Raw genomic sequence first — 12,452 nt, forward strand, 5'->3', positions numbered from 1 at the left:
AAAGTAGATATAATGTACTGTATGGAACCGTCATTGATTTATAAAGCTTTGTCTAATGAGACACGCCGTCTAGTTATGCTGTGGTTAAAAAATCCAGAGGAATTTTTTGATGAACAGGCTTATTTAAAGCAAGGGCTTAATTTTCGAATTGGTGTATGTGTGGGGGATATACAGGCTAAAGCAGGACTTGCGCAGTCTGTTATCTCAAGTTATTTATTAACGATGCAAAAAGCTGGTTTGTTGGAGTCTGAGCGAATTGGGAAGTGGACGTACTATCGTCGGAACGAAAAGACAATACAGGAATTTGCAGAGTACATCCAAAAGGAACTATAACAGAAAGGAGGTTTTTTTTCGTAAAATACATCTATAAATCTGTATATATGAATACAATGGAGGCTTACTTTTAAAATGAAACAGGTTAACTCTTTGCTTATTAACGGGCAGGATAGCGTGGCGGAATCCTCTATGTTAATTCTCTGGTGATAAAAAGTGTGGAACCAGTAAAAAAATACTTACCTTTATGTAAGTATCTGTACTAAAAGTGCATACTTTCAATATTTCTAGCGTTCATTTTATTATCAAGATATAAATAATACTTAAGGAGGACAAATCTTTGAAAACTCTTGTTATTGTAGCGCATCCCAGCATGGAAACATCCGTCATTAATAAGCGATGGGTAGAAGAACTGAAAAAATATCCAGAAAAGTATACTGTTCACGAGTTGTCTAAAGTTTACCCTGATGGAAACATCGACGTGGAAAAGGAACAAAAATTGGTTGAATCTCATGGTAATCTTGTTTTGCAGTTCCCTATATATTGGTTTAATTGTCCGCCTCTCCTAAAAAAATGGTTTGACGATGTTTTAACTTATGGATGGGCTTTTGGTTCAAATGGAGGAGATAAATTCAAGAATCGTAAAGTTGCTTTAGGTGTATCTGCAGGAATCGAAAAGCTAGATTATCACGAAAACGGAAGATATCAATATACGCTTGAACAAATACTGGTTCCATTTAGAATGACATTCCTATATTGCGATGCAGATTATCGTTCGTTCTTTGCATTTTATGGTGAGGAATATGATCGATCTGAAGAAACTGTGGAAAAAAGCACTGAAAATTATTTGAATTTTGTTGATAACCTATAATATGCATCTATATTTCGTTTTTTCCGGAGGGCTTATTATTAGCCAAGCATGGCTAACGACAGAGACGAAAGAAGCTCCCGAATTTGGAAACAGCTTGTTTGTCTCATTTTCTAATCTTGGCATTACTGCGGGGGCTTCAATTGGCGGTTGGTTTATCTCTCACTTGGGAATACACCAGCTCATCTGGAGCGGAATGATGTTTACACTTCTGGCTTTTTTAACAATCATCATAAAAATGAGCATTTTGCATAAATCCCAAGAGCGATTTCAAATCAGCAATATATAGATCGAAACGGTTTAGTTCGTCTATATATTGTACTTTCGAGCGTTGGGAATCGAATTATGCAAAATGCTGAAGTAAAAATGTTCAAATCGAATGCAGAGGAAGTAAACGTGGGACCCGTAAAAATAACTCTTTTCAGAGTCTATATTTTACGGGTCCCTGTTTTATTTAGAGCTTACGAATTTCAAATAAATCATTGGGAGTGATATCGAAATAGATACACAATTTAGTGATAAGAGAGGCAGGTATACGCTTGTTCTCCATGTCTTTATTATGCATTAAATCCATAATCGTTGTTCTTCTATGGTTAATATCCTCAGATAGCTTCAATACAGACAAATCGTGCTTTTCAATTATTTCTCCCAGTTTACAGTATAAGACCCAATCCTTATTATCCATTAAAAAACCTCCAGAGGTTCCGTCCAAACTGTATGACACTAAATGTTATTCATTAAGTTTACGAATTTCAAATAAATCGTTAGGAGTGATATCGAAATAAACACACAATTTAGTGATTAAGGTTGCTGATATTTTCTTTTTTTCCATATTGCTATTGTGCACCAGCTCCATAATTGTAGTTCTGCGATGTCCAATTTCCTCAGATAATTTCAGAACAGACATGTTATCGTGCTGTTTTAAAATCTCATCCAACTTGCAATGTAAAATGTAACCTTGTTGATCCATAGGAGCCTCCAGATGACTTAGAATAAAATATTGCACTATGAAAGTGCATGTGATATATTGTGTTTATATAAAGTTGCACCATGAAAGTGCAATTAGTTCGTAACATATTATCATTTTATCAAAGGGATGTACAACATACCCTTGGTTTTGCTATTGCCATTTTTCCAAAAATAGAATTGGGGGATGATACCATGATGCCAAATACTAAAGCCAACAAACAAGCCGTCAAAACCATTGTTCGTATGGGACAGGTTTGGGAGCAGACAGAAGAAAACGAAGAAACCGGGCTGCACTACTATCACATTACAGGTGCCCTCGACCGCCAATGGCAGACCATTGGGATGAATGTAACGGATGCAATTCAAGTGTTTGAGCATGGGAGCGATAAAGTGTGGACACGAATCATTCAGTCAGCCCCATTTCATCCTGACCTGACTACGAACGATTTAATTCATATGCTCAGTATTGGCCCAAAGGCTTGGCGTATACGCAACGCTATCCAAATCATATTGAATAACGTGGAAAGACGCAATGCATTTGTGAATCGTATTGTGAATGTGAATGACGAAGCTGTATTCAATCTATTATACAATATGAAAAATGAATTTCTTAGGCGCGATCAGCTTTCAAACCAGAAGTTCATGGATTTATATGCTGTAAACCCTGTAGAGGCGTTATCGGTCTACTTTTTGGAGTCTGTGGATGTTCATACATATTGGGAGTGGAGCGAGGCAGGGGGTACATATAGCAAAGCCATTCAGTACAAACAAGTGAAACCTGAAATGACTTTAGCCGAAGCTATTGAAAAGGCAGAAGCTGAAGCCAGAGACTTGGTTTCAGGCTACTAATATCGTGTGCTATCATGTTTTTAACCATTCTATTGGCTTAGATGGGCGGTCGGTTCGTCTCCTGCAAAGGAGGTGACGCCTGTGGAGATTAAAGAGGCGCTGACATTAATGATAATGTTCGGTACATTGCTGGTGACGCTGATCGGATTAGTCATCACAATTGTCGTTGCATTGAACCATAACCAAAAGAAGTAGATGAAAGCGGATGGGGTATTGATGTTTTGAAAATAGCAAAAAGTAAGGTATTGGATGAAGAGGATGTGCTGCTTCAATTTTCAGCGTTGAATGTAAATAACAAGTTTTTGAGTGAGATAAAAGGAGATAAATAAAGAAAAGATGAGCGGTGATTATCCATGAGAATTAGCATCAAGCTGAAATTTAGTCTGTTCCTGGCTGTACTGCTTATTCTCGCTCTAGGCGTGCTAAGCTATTTTGTTCTTCAAGGGGTGGAAAGGAACCAGCTAACTCAAATCGAGGCTTATCTGGCCCAACACGTCAAAACGGTTAATCTGCGAGTGAAGCAGACTTTCTATACAGGAACGAGGTTGGAGCAGCAGATATTTATGAGGCAGCGGGGCCGGGGATTGGCTACGGAGCTGGCCGGATTTACCGGATTGGGAGTCACGCTTTATGATGGGCAGGGACTCCAGGTAGGCACCACTATTCAAGACCCTCCAGTGGTAGACCAGCAAAGTGAAGTGAATGCTGCCCTGGCCTATGCGTTGCACAATAAAATAGCATATGAGGTTGTGGGGGACACACTCCTGTATCTGGCTCCGCTCCAAGGGCCTGAGGAGCAAATGGGGGTAGTAAAGTTGCAATATTCACTCAAAAACTCGCAGAGTTTTCTGCGAACCCTCCAGAATTTGTTCCTGACTACAGGGATCGCGGTGCTTTTACTAAGCTTCATCATCGGATATTTGTATTTTAACCGTGCAGCCGCAGCCATTGGACGGTTGAAAAAGGCGGCAGAGGATATCCGCCGTGCCGAATATATCCAGGCTCCTCCAGTTGGGCGAAAGGATGAACTGGGCGAGCTGGCCGAGGGCATTTACTTTATGAGCAAGGAGATTGAGCAGAGTATTGCTGCCAAGGATGAAGAGCAACGGAAGCTGCAACTGGCCATCCACAAACTCCAGGCGCTGGAGAAGCAGCAGAAGCAATATATCGGCAACATTAGCCATGAATTCAAGACGCCACTGACCTCCATTAAAGCTTACGTGGATTTGCTGAATATGTACGACGATGATCCCAAGCTACTGCTGGAGGCCAAGGCCAGCATCACCAAAGAAACTCAGCGGCTATATGAAATGGTGGAGAAGGTGCTACAGGTGTCGGCGCTGGAAACATATGATTTTGAGTCACAGGCCGAGCTGTTGGAGGTTGCAGAGGGGCTGAGGGATGTTTGTGCACGTATGAGCGGCAAGGCGGAGCGCTTTGGTATCACTATTTCCTGCGATGCGGAGCCAGCCCATATCTGGATTGATAAAGAGAGTTTTATGCATATTTTTATTAATTTGCTGGACAATGCGATCAAATATAATGTTCCTCAAGGAACGATTCATGTTCACAGCGAGCTTAGGGACAATCGGGTAACGATCACGATCCGTGATTCCGGTATAGGCATTCCTGATGAATCCAGGGAGAGGATTTTTGAGCCCTTCTATACGGTCAACCGCGACCGATCCAGGCAATCGGGCGGCACGGGACTGGGACTGTCACTGGTGCGCAATCTGGTTGAGAAGCAGAATGGAAGCATTACGCTGCTGGAGACGGAAGGCAAAGGCTCGGTCTTCGAGCTGACTTTTCCGGCCACATCTTGATAGGTCTGTACTCTGTATCAAAGCTACTCCATAAGTTTACAACTTGGAAACAAGTAGCCGTGGTTTGGAAAAACTTCTACGGTATGCTTAGAGCAAGCTAAGGTTACACACCACTCAAGATTAGGTTTCCAAAGCGAGGTTTGTACGAAACGAATTCAATCAGTCCATGCTCTACAAATCTTTAGGGGGAATCATGCAATGAACGCAAATATCTACAGCAAGCTGGTCAAGACAGGACTCATACTGCTCGCCACGGCGACTCTTATGTCGATGACTGCTTGTTCTACGGGAAACACGGAGGCCCGGCAGGTCGTAGAGAAGTCCGGTAAAAAGATTACCGTGATGGATAACACCGCTGAATCCGTATACACTAAGTTAAAGCTGGAGGGCATTTCCAAGATTGAGGGTGTGCGCGGGATGGATTGGGTGAGTGAAGACACGCTTGTGGTTGATAAAGAGAACAGGAAGCTGTCCCCCGTGATGATTGAGGGAGAAAAACGTTATCCACATAACCTCTATCAATATGATCTTGCTTCCAATGGGGAGACGCCGCTGCTGAAGGGGGAGAAAAGCTATGGATTTGCCAAGCTGTCCCCTGACAGGAAGCATATGCTCTATCAGCAGTTGTATGAGTCCACAGGAATCGGCTACATCATGAATCTTGAAACTGGCGTTTCCGTGAAAATGGTCGATGCAGAGTTTATGGCCGGGGAAGGCGTATGGGAGGATACAGGTCACGTTATTTTTCCCAATATGGAAGGGGACATTATCAGGGCTGATGTGAATGGAAAAAGTGAGGTCGCGGTCAAGACTGGACAGAGAAGTGTTTCTAGCGTGGCTCAGTCGGGAAATACGATCTACTATGTCGCTATGGGGGAAATGATCGCCTATGATACAGAAACTAGGCAATCCGAAGTCCTGAAAAAAGATGTCTGGGTGGTCCTTCCTTCCCCGGATGGCAGCAAGCTGGCGGTTGTTAAACACACCAAACCCGGGGAGAACGTATTGGTTCTCTGCGATATCAAAGGGAAAGAGCTGTCCACATTGGCTACGGGTATGCAACTGTTCGGTACAAGCTGGTCGCCGGATGGCAGCAAGCTGGCCTATGCGGTTTCAGAGGATGGAGATAAATACCGTATTTTCATTACAGAAGCAGAAACAGGGGAGCAAACTCCGGTCTTGGGCGATAATGGTATAAGTGACCAGCTACGCTGGAGCCCTTTCGGTAAAAAGCTGCTCATTCCAACAGGGGTCTTGAAGGGCACTGGATATCAATCTACGGCTTATGTAATCAAGTTGTCTTGAACCAAAATCATTCATTTTGGGAATATTAAGAGGAGGATGAATGCGATGAAAATAACAGAAGTGCTCTTAAATACACACAGATTCGAAGCCACGAAAGCTTTTTACGGCTCTCTCTTGGGTATGGAAGTTCTAGAAGAAACCGCTTCACGGTTGTCATTTGGAGCTGGCGATTCAGTTCTTGCTTTTCAGGAAAATTCCCTCATGGAGAATGAGTTTTATCACGTTGCGTTTGCGATTCCAACCAATAAGTTCATAGAGGCAAAACAATGGGTGATTGAACGGGGCATCTCATTGATTTCAAGAAGCGGAGAGGATGAGTTTCTTTTCGAAGGCTGGAATGCAACAGCACTTTACTTCTATGATCCGGATCATAACCTCATCGAGTTCATTGCTCACCATTCGCTCGACAACGGAGTAGATGAAGCCTTCGGGTCAAAGCATCTACTTCGTATAAGTGAGATTGGCCTTCCAGTCGATAATGTTCCAGAATTTTGCAAAAAAATTACAGAAATGTTCCAAATTGATTCATGGGGTGAGGCCGGGCAGCAATTTACTCCGCTCGGGGACGCGGAAGGACTATTGATTGTCATAGACAAGGAGCGGCCTTGGTTCCCGGACGATAGGGTGCCATGCGGGTTCAACACCAAGGTCGTGATTAAAGGTGCAGGTTCTGCCAGTCTTTCGCTTCAAAATGGCTTGTACGAATTGAGATCAATCTGATTAATTAGATAAAGGGTATTAGCCCAAAGGCATACTTTTGTAAACAAAGTGGCCCTAAAATGGGCCACTGGTATAATATTATATACAGTATAAGCTATTTGATTTCTGTACTCTGCATATGCTCTAAGTCGTTTCTCCATACTATTAACATAAAATATAAAAGGTTTGTTATATCTATAATTATCCCGAAATAAATAGGGCTCAGAGAACCATTTTTATATCTTTGGCAAGCTCGGATAACTTTTGATTCCTGAGATGCTCATCCATTTTGGTCTCCGCTGTAACCATTACTTTTTGAATTAAGCATTCTGCTTCATGATTCATACAACAGTCGAACAAAGAAGTTGTGCCTTCAATCGCATGAATAACATCTAGAAACGAAATATCCTCCCAGTTCCGCTTTAATCTATAACCGCCATTGGCACCCGAAGTAGATTCAATCATTCCCGCCTTGACCAGCTTGGTCAGTATTTTGGACAAGTAAGTAGGGGAAACCCCTTGTTGATCCGCCAACTGTTGTACACCAACAGGCTTATTTTTAGGGGTTGATACTACCAGAAAGAGCATGGTGTGAAGGGCATAATTCGTCGCTTTAGAATACTTCATGCTCGTTGATCACCTCAATTCAGGATTTAATCTATATATAATATCCTTCATAATGTGGCATCGTCAAATTTCGAATGCTCTTATTTAATACGTATCCACAGGTGTCCACACTCACCCGCAAATACTGCATAAAATATCCCGGATGAACAAAGAGGAGGTGCAGTGAGAACAATGATACACATGGAACCCGTACAAGTGGGTGAGCATACATTTATCGGAGTTGAGGTCAAACTGCCTAAAACAACGCTGTTGACCATCTCCAACTCCCGTGGTTACATCATGTGCGGCGCACTGGATGTCGGATTGCTGAATGAACGGCTGGGAGATCGGAAAATTCTTGCCGCACGAGCTGTGGGGGTAAAAACGCTGCGCGAATTGCTGGAAGCACCCATGGAGTCGGTGACGACGGAAGCGGAGCAGCTTGGAATTAAGCCGGGTATGCCGGGGTATGAGGCACTTTTGAAGCTGGTCTAAGTGGAGCATTTGCTGCACGAAGGTAGAAAAACGCGAAAAAACCGGGGCTACTTCGCTCCGGTTTTTTCAATAGAAAAGTTACATTTTATCGAGTAAAACGATTTCGCTTTCATATGGGCTGCATGCCTGGCAGATGAATTAATCCGCAAATAAAGCGGGCAGGCTGTCGCTAAAGGGAGCTTTGACGATCCCTTTTTCGGTAATGATGGCGGTAATGTATTCATGAGGCGTAATGTCGAAAGCAGGGTTATAGACCTTGATGCCCTGTGGGGCTGTCCTTTTGCCGAAGCTTTCGGTGACTTCCTCCGCAGGACGCTCCTCGATGGGAATGTCTGCGCCTGTAGCAGTATGCAAATCAATCGTAGATAGCGGTGAAGCTACATAAAAAGGGATGCCATGTGCCTTGGCCAGCACAGCTAAGCTGTAAGTGCCGATCTTGTTGGCGACATCGCCATTAGCCGCCACTCTGTCCGTGCCGACGATGACGGCCTGAACCCAGCCTTTGGCCATGACCATCCCTGCCATGTTGTCACACAGCAGGGTTACATCAATGCCAGCCTGCTGAAGCTCAAACGCGGTCAAGCGTGCGCCTTGGAGCACGGGACGTGTTTCGTCGGCAAACACTTTCAGGTGTATGCCATTTTCATGTGCAAGGTACATAGGAGCGAGTGCCGTCCCGTATTTCGCTGTCGCCAGTCCGCCTGCATTGCAGTGAGTGAGCACGCCCATACCGTCTTGGAATAGAGGTAAAGCATGGACGCCGATCAGGCGGCATACTTCCTCATCCTCTGCCTGAATGGATATAGCTTCACGCTCCAATCCGGCATTCCAATCCTCGACCCGTCCTTCCGTCGCTTCGGCGGTTAGTTCTTTGGCCCGCTTCTTCATGCGGTCCAGCGCCCAGAACAGGTTCACTGCGGTCGGTCGTGATGTAGCCAAATGCCCGCAAATGCTGTGTACATGTGCCAGCCATCCAGCAGCATCGGTTCCGCCGTAAGCGGAAGCACCCAGCACGACGCCGTAGGCCGCAGCCATTCCGATGGCTGGCGCACCGCGTACCTTCATGGCATGGATGCCATCCCACACTTCCTCGGCTGTGAACAGCTCCAGCATCACGATGGATTCGGGCAGCAGGCGCTGGTCCAGCATGGACAAGTAGTCACTTTTCCACACCAGCGACGAGAGAGCCTGACCAGGCACGATTGCTTCATTGGAAGCTTTAGTCGCAGATTCTTTATTTTCACTCATATCCATTAAGCTCCTTTAGTTTGGGCAGCCGTTGCTGTCTGAATAATGTCTCCCAATTCACGGATCGAATGCACCTCGCGATTGCGGAGAACCAAGGCTTTTCCTATAGATAACGCCAGTCTTTCCGCTGCTTCCTTGACCGCAGGATCGGCAATCGTGTCTATATCGGCCACATGCGACAAGCTAATAATTCGTCGGATGACCTTGCAGCCTGCAAAGCCAATCGTATCTTGCAGCACTTTCTGGAGGTACAAGTCCTGATATCCCGGCGTGCGGGCCATGTGGTCAGTAACATGCTCGTCCCACAGTTTGCGGAACCCGCTCTCAAACTGCTCCCATACCTGAATGGAAGTCTCTAAAAGCCAGTCACGGCGTTCCTGTACAGCTATCTCGCCAGAAGTCCATCCAGGCTGTGCTACATAGTTCAACAGCAGGTTGGCAATCACCGCTCCGATATCAAAGCCCATCGGTCCGTAGTAGGCAAACTCGGGATCAATGACTTTAGTGGACTCCGCTGTTACAAAAATACTGCCTGTATGAAGATCACCGTGCAGAAGCGCTTCTGTCCGCGTCAGAAATTTCTCGCGCAGCAAAGCTACTTCCAGATGAATGGCCTGATCTGTACGAAGCGCCTCTGCTTCGTCTTCGATATAGGAACCATAGTTGTTATTGTCTGAATACCGATAGGGCTCGTCCAAAATAAGATCCTCGGTGATTTTACAAAGATCCGGATTTATAAAGCGCTTGACCAGCTCTTTTTTGTCCTGCTGATTCATGCCCAGATCCGAGGTGAAAAAGAGCGTACGTGCTAGAAACTCTCCAATATGGTCAGCAAAATGCGGATATGTGTTTCCTTCAATTAATCCTTTGCGCATGATTGTATACGAGCTTAGATCCTCCATCACGGTCAAGGCGAGTTCATCGTCATAGCCGAGTACCGCAGGAACCAGCTTAGGGCAAATGTGGTGCTCCTGCTGAAGCGCCTCGCGTTCAATACGGGCACGATCCAGTGACAGCGGCCAGGATTCCCCCACGATTTTCACATAGGGAAGCGCCTGTTTGGCAATGATACTCTTGTCAGATTCAGAATCCGTTATATGAAAAACCAGATTCAGGTTGCCATCACCGATTTCGCGGCATTCCAGACGAGCATCCTGACTAAAAAATCCGGGGATGTTCTTCACAAATTCTATTGCTTCTTCTGTCGTTAAAGCATGATATTGGGACAACGAAGTCACCTCCATAAATTGTGCATACATCAATGATGAGAAATACTACAAGATTAAACCAACCATTTTGCTTGGATAGAGCCAAGTATAACGAAAATCGTTTGAGTTTTGTACATTTTTTTTTGTGGGGCGGCGGAATAGGAGGAAGGAACGTTAGATTTTGTTTCGTCTTCATATGAGAAGGGTAAATAATAAACAGACGTCCGGCAGGCGAAATATCATGCCCGCTGGCGTCTTCCCGTCAGCAGGACGGTGGATGAAACGTAAACGTTCCTGAATGATCAATTTGATGAAAAAGGAAGGGATTTATTATGGCTAAAACAACAAGCAACTCGAAAAATACGCAAACGAAATCGGTGGAAGAGCTATTAAACCGCCAGGTCGCTAACCTGAATGTACTATATGTGAAGATTCATAACTATCACTGGTATGTGAAAGGCTCCAATTTTTTCACACTCCATGTTAAATTTGAAGAACTTTATAATGAAATTACGCTAAAAATGGACGAGATCGCCGAACGCCTTCTGGCGCTGAAAGGTTCCCCTTCCGCAACGCTAAAAGAATATTTGGAGCTGTCCTCCATTCACGAGGCAAGTGGCAATGAGGATGCACCGAAAATGGTGCAAACGCTGATCGAGGACTTTGCCACTGTCTGTGAGGAATTCCAGGAAGGAATTGAGCTGGCTGAAAGTACATCTGATCAGCCAACCGCAGATTTGCTGATTGGTTATAAGGCAGATCTGGAGAAACATATGTGGATGCTTCGCTCTTATCTGGGCTAATCCCAAAAAATGATGCTGGAGGCTTAGATGGGTTTTTGTTCTGAAATAAGCGCTACATGTAAAAACGCTACTGACGTCAAATTGTCGGTAGCGTTTTTATGGATGAAAAATACAATTTACAGTATTTTAATGCTTTTTCATAGATCAGGATTTTGAAAAATTCGATTCCATTCGCTTATTGGATTTTAGCAAACTCCCAAATGGGAAGCGATTATGATTGGATATGCGGTATGATGAAGAATTACGCTATAATAAAAATAGGAGGCAGACAATCACGACAACAGTGCTGAGTAGCATGAATATTTTATGAAGAAAGTCGCATAACGTGTGTCTATTGGTTGCACCCTTAAAGATATTTATTATAAAATAGCTTGAGAATCATTGAGAATCAGTTTAGAATGATTATAAATAAATTTTTAAATATTTCGTTTGTTTGAAATCAGGGGGCTCCCCTGTTTGAATATACTTTCTGATTTCGACACCACACTACTAATTTTGGAGGGTATTCCGAATATGGCTACAAACTTTAAAATTGAAGGTCTCAAAGCGACCATTGAAGGCAAGGAAATTCTGAAAGGCATCAACCTCGAAATGAAAGGCGGAGAAATCCATGCCATCATGGGTCCTAACGGAACGGGTAAAAGTACATTGGCTTCTGCTTTGATGGGGCATCCCAAATATGAAGTCACAGATGGCCAAGTAACTTTGGACGGAGAAGACGTTCTAGACATGGAAGTGGATGAGCGCGCACGTGCGGGATTGTTCCTGGCTATGCAATATCCGAGTGAAATTGCAGGGGTAACCAACTCCGACTTTTTGCGAAGTGCAATTAACGCACGCCGTGAAGAAGGACAGGAAATTTCCCTGATTAAATTTATCCGCCAAATGGAAAGCAAAATGAAGGAACTTGAAATGAATCCTGAGTTTGCTCACCGTTACCTAAATGAAGGTTTCTCCGGTGGTGAGAAAAAACGGAATGAAATTTTGCAAATGATGATGATCGATCCGAAAATCGTCATTCTTGACGAAATCGACTCTGGTTTGGATATTGACGCTTTGAGAATCGTGGCTAGTGGTGTCAATGCTATGCGTTCCGAAGAGCGCGGTTTCCTCATCATTACTCACTACCAGCGTCTGTTGAATTACGTCAAGCCAGATTTCGTACATGTCATGATGCAAGGACGTATCGTTAAATCCGGTGGACCTGAGCTGGCTGAGCGTCTGGAAGCGGACGGTTACGACTGGATCAAGGAAGAACTGGGTATCGTTGATGAAACTGTAGGACAAGAGGCGTAAGCCGGAAGCG

At 44.2% G+C, this 12,452-nt stretch carries 15 protein-coding genes and 1 pseudogene; 11 read left to right on the top strand and 5 right to left on the bottom strand.

Annotated features, from left to right (window positions below; all coding sequences use genetic code 11):
* The first annotated feature begins 21 nt into the window (after positions 1–21).
* The 3 genes and pseudogenes from NST83_RS08150 to NST83_RS08160 all read left to right on the top strand — a co-directional run.
* The gene (locus tag NST83_RS08150) at positions 22–333 is read left to right on the top strand and encodes an ArsR family transcriptional regulator (protein WP_342417259.1); all 312 of its coding nucleotides are present in this window, start codon (positions 22–24) and stop codon (positions 331–333) included.
* Between the two features lie 280 nt (positions 334–613).
* Positions 614–1,144 carry an NAD(P)H-dependent oxidoreductase gene (locus NST83_RS08155; RefSeq protein ID WP_342417260.1) on the top strand — a complete coding sequence of 177 codons (531 nt, stop codon included), beginning with the start codon at positions 614–616 and terminating at the stop codon, positions 1,142–1,144.
* Between the two features lie 16 nt (positions 1,145–1,160).
* A pseudogene (locus NST83_RS08160) lies at positions 1,161–1,430 on the top strand (MFS transporter); the annotation flags it as partial.
* Positions 1,431–1,595: 165 nt separating this feature from the next.
* On the opposite strand, the gene NST83_RS08165 reads toward NST83_RS08160, so the two are convergent.
* Entirely contained in the window at positions 1,596–1,826 is a 231-nt protein-coding gene (locus NST83_RS08165) for a helix-turn-helix transcriptional regulator (protein ID WP_342417261.1), read from the bottom strand.
* A gap of 45 nt (positions 1,827–1,871) precedes the next feature.
* Positions 1,872–2,111: a helix-turn-helix transcriptional regulator gene (locus NST83_RS08170; protein ID WP_342417262.1), complete on the bottom strand. Its 240-nt coding sequence runs from the start codon at positions 2,109–2,111 to the stop codon at positions 1,872–1,874.
* Positions 2,112–2,302: 191 nt separating this feature from the next.
* Between NST83_RS08170 and NST83_RS08175 the strand changes: the two genes are divergently transcribed.
* The 5 genes from NST83_RS08175 to NST83_RS08195 all read left to right on the top strand — a co-directional run bounded on the left by NST83_RS08175 (position 2,303) and on the right by NST83_RS08195 (position 6,807).
* Positions 2,303–2,959, top strand: coding sequence for a hypothetical protein (locus NST83_RS08175; RefSeq protein ID WP_342417263.1), 657 nt, complete (start codon positions 2,303–2,305; stop codon positions 2,957–2,959).
* Positions 2,960–3,040: 81 nt separating this feature from the next.
* Positions 3,041–3,154, top strand: coding sequence for a putative holin-like toxin (locus NST83_RS08180; RefSeq protein ID WP_342417264.1), 114 nt, complete (start codon positions 3,041–3,043; stop codon positions 3,152–3,154).
* 158 nt (positions 3,155–3,312) lie between these two features.
* Positions 3,313–4,782: a HAMP domain-containing sensor histidine kinase gene (locus tag NST83_RS08185; protein ID WP_342417265.1), complete on the top strand. Its 1,470-nt coding sequence runs from the start codon at positions 3,313–3,315 to the stop codon at positions 4,780–4,782.
* Positions 4,783–4,980: 198 nt separating this feature from the next.
* Positions 4,981–6,087, top strand: a complete 1,107-nt coding sequence (locus tag NST83_RS08190; protein WP_342417266.1) for a hypothetical protein — start codon at positions 4,981–4,983, stop codon at positions 6,085–6,087.
* Between the two features lie 45 nt (positions 6,088–6,132).
* Positions 6,133–6,807 (top strand): VOC family protein, encoded by a 675-nt coding sequence (locus tag NST83_RS08195; RefSeq protein ID WP_342417267.1) that lies wholly within the window; start codon positions 6,133–6,135, stop codon positions 6,805–6,807.
* A gap of 201 nt (positions 6,808–7,008) precedes the next feature.
* Here NST83_RS08195 and NST83_RS08200 read toward each other — a convergent pair whose 3' ends face one another.
* Entirely contained in the window at positions 7,009–7,413 is a 405-nt protein-coding gene (locus tag NST83_RS08200; protein ID WP_342417268.1) for an RrF2 family transcriptional regulator, read from the bottom strand.
* A gap of 171 nt (positions 7,414–7,584) precedes the next feature.
* Between NST83_RS08200 and NST83_RS08205 the strand changes: the two genes are divergently transcribed.
* On the top strand, positions 7,585–7,887 hold the full coding sequence (locus tag NST83_RS08205; RefSeq protein WP_134914362.1) for a DUF1805 domain-containing protein: 303 nt from the start codon (positions 7,585–7,587) through the stop codon (positions 7,885–7,887).
* A 138-nt stretch (positions 7,888–8,025) separates the two neighbouring features.
* Here the strand turns inward: NST83_RS08205 and mtnA are convergent, their stop codons facing one another.
* Both mtnA and mtnK read right to left on the bottom strand, forming a co-directional pair.
* Positions 8,026–9,135 carry an S-methyl-5-thioribose-1-phosphate isomerase gene (mtnA, locus tag NST83_RS08210; protein ID WP_342417269.1) on the bottom strand — a complete coding sequence of 370 codons (1,110 nt, stop codon included), beginning with the start codon at positions 9,133–9,135 and terminating at the stop codon, positions 8,026–8,028.
* A 5-nt stretch (positions 9,136–9,140) separates the two neighbouring features.
* The gene (gene mtnK, locus NST83_RS08215) at positions 9,141–10,364 is read right to left on the bottom strand and encodes an S-methyl-5-thioribose kinase (protein WP_342417270.1); all 1,224 of its coding nucleotides are present in this window, start codon (positions 10,362–10,364) and stop codon (positions 9,141–9,143) included.
* A 311-nt stretch (positions 10,365–10,675) separates the two neighbouring features.
* Here mtnK and NST83_RS08220 point away from each other — a divergent pair, with 311 nt between their 5' ends.
* The gene (locus NST83_RS08220; protein ID WP_137062398.1) at positions 10,676–11,146 is read left to right on the top strand and encodes a Dps family protein; all 471 of its coding nucleotides are present in this window, start codon (positions 10,676–10,678) and stop codon (positions 11,144–11,146) included.
* A 513-nt stretch (positions 11,147–11,659) separates the two neighbouring features.
* Entirely contained in the window at positions 11,660–12,442 is a 783-nt protein-coding gene (gene sufC, locus NST83_RS08225) for a Fe-S cluster assembly ATPase SufC (RefSeq protein ID WP_014280665.1), read from the top strand.
* The last annotated feature ends 10 nt before the right edge of the window (positions 12,443–12,452 follow it).

Source organism: Paenibacillus sp. FSL R10-2782 (genome assembly GCF_038592985.1).
Classification (GTDB): domain Bacteria; phylum Bacillota; class Bacilli; order Paenibacillales; family Paenibacillaceae; genus Paenibacillus; species Paenibacillus terrae_C.

Bases quoted from the DNA above. Each gene is read 5' to 3' on its own strand.
- NST83_RS08220 (WP_137062398.1), top strand. From the start codon at position 10,676: ATGGCTAAAACAACAAGCAACTCGAAAAATACGCAAACGAAATCGGTG.
- sufC (WP_014280665.1), top strand. From the start codon at position 11,660: ATGGCTACAAACTTTAAAATTGAAGGTCTCAAAGCGACCATTGAAGGC.
- NST83_RS08170 (WP_342417262.1), bottom strand. From the start codon at position 2,111: ATGGATCAACAAGGTTACATTTTACATTGCAAGTTGGATGAGATTTTA.
- NST83_RS08205 (WP_134914362.1), top strand. From the start codon at position 7,585: ATGATACACATGGAACCCGTACAAGTGGGTGAGCATACATTTATCGGA.
- mtnA (WP_342417269.1), bottom strand. From the start codon at position 9,135: ATGAGTGAAAATAAAGAATCTGCGACTAAAGCTTCCAATGAAGCAATC.
- NST83_RS08200 (WP_342417268.1), bottom strand. From the start codon at position 7,413: ATGAAGTATTCTAAAGCGACGAATTATGCCCTTCACACCATGCTCTTT.
- NST83_RS08185 (WP_342417265.1), top strand. From the start codon at position 3,313: ATGAGAATTAGCATCAAGCTGAAATTTAGTCTGTTCCTGGCTGTACTG.
- NST83_RS08190 (WP_342417266.1), top strand. From the start codon at position 4,981: ATGAACGCAAATATCTACAGCAAGCTGGTCAAGACAGGACTCATACTG.
- NST83_RS08175 (WP_342417263.1), top strand. From the start codon at position 2,303: ATGATGCCAAATACTAAAGCCAACAAACAAGCCGTCAAAACCATTGTT.
- NST83_RS08165 (WP_342417261.1), bottom strand. From the start codon at position 1,826: ATGGATAATAAGGATTGGGTCTTATACTGTAAACTGGGAGAAATAATT.
- NST83_RS08195 (WP_342417267.1), top strand. From the start codon at position 6,133: ATGAAAATAACAGAAGTGCTCTTAAATACACACAGATTCGAAGCCACG.
- NST83_RS08150 (WP_342417259.1), top strand. From the start codon at position 22: ATGGAACCGTCATTGATTTATAAAGCTTTGTCTAATGAGACACGCCGT.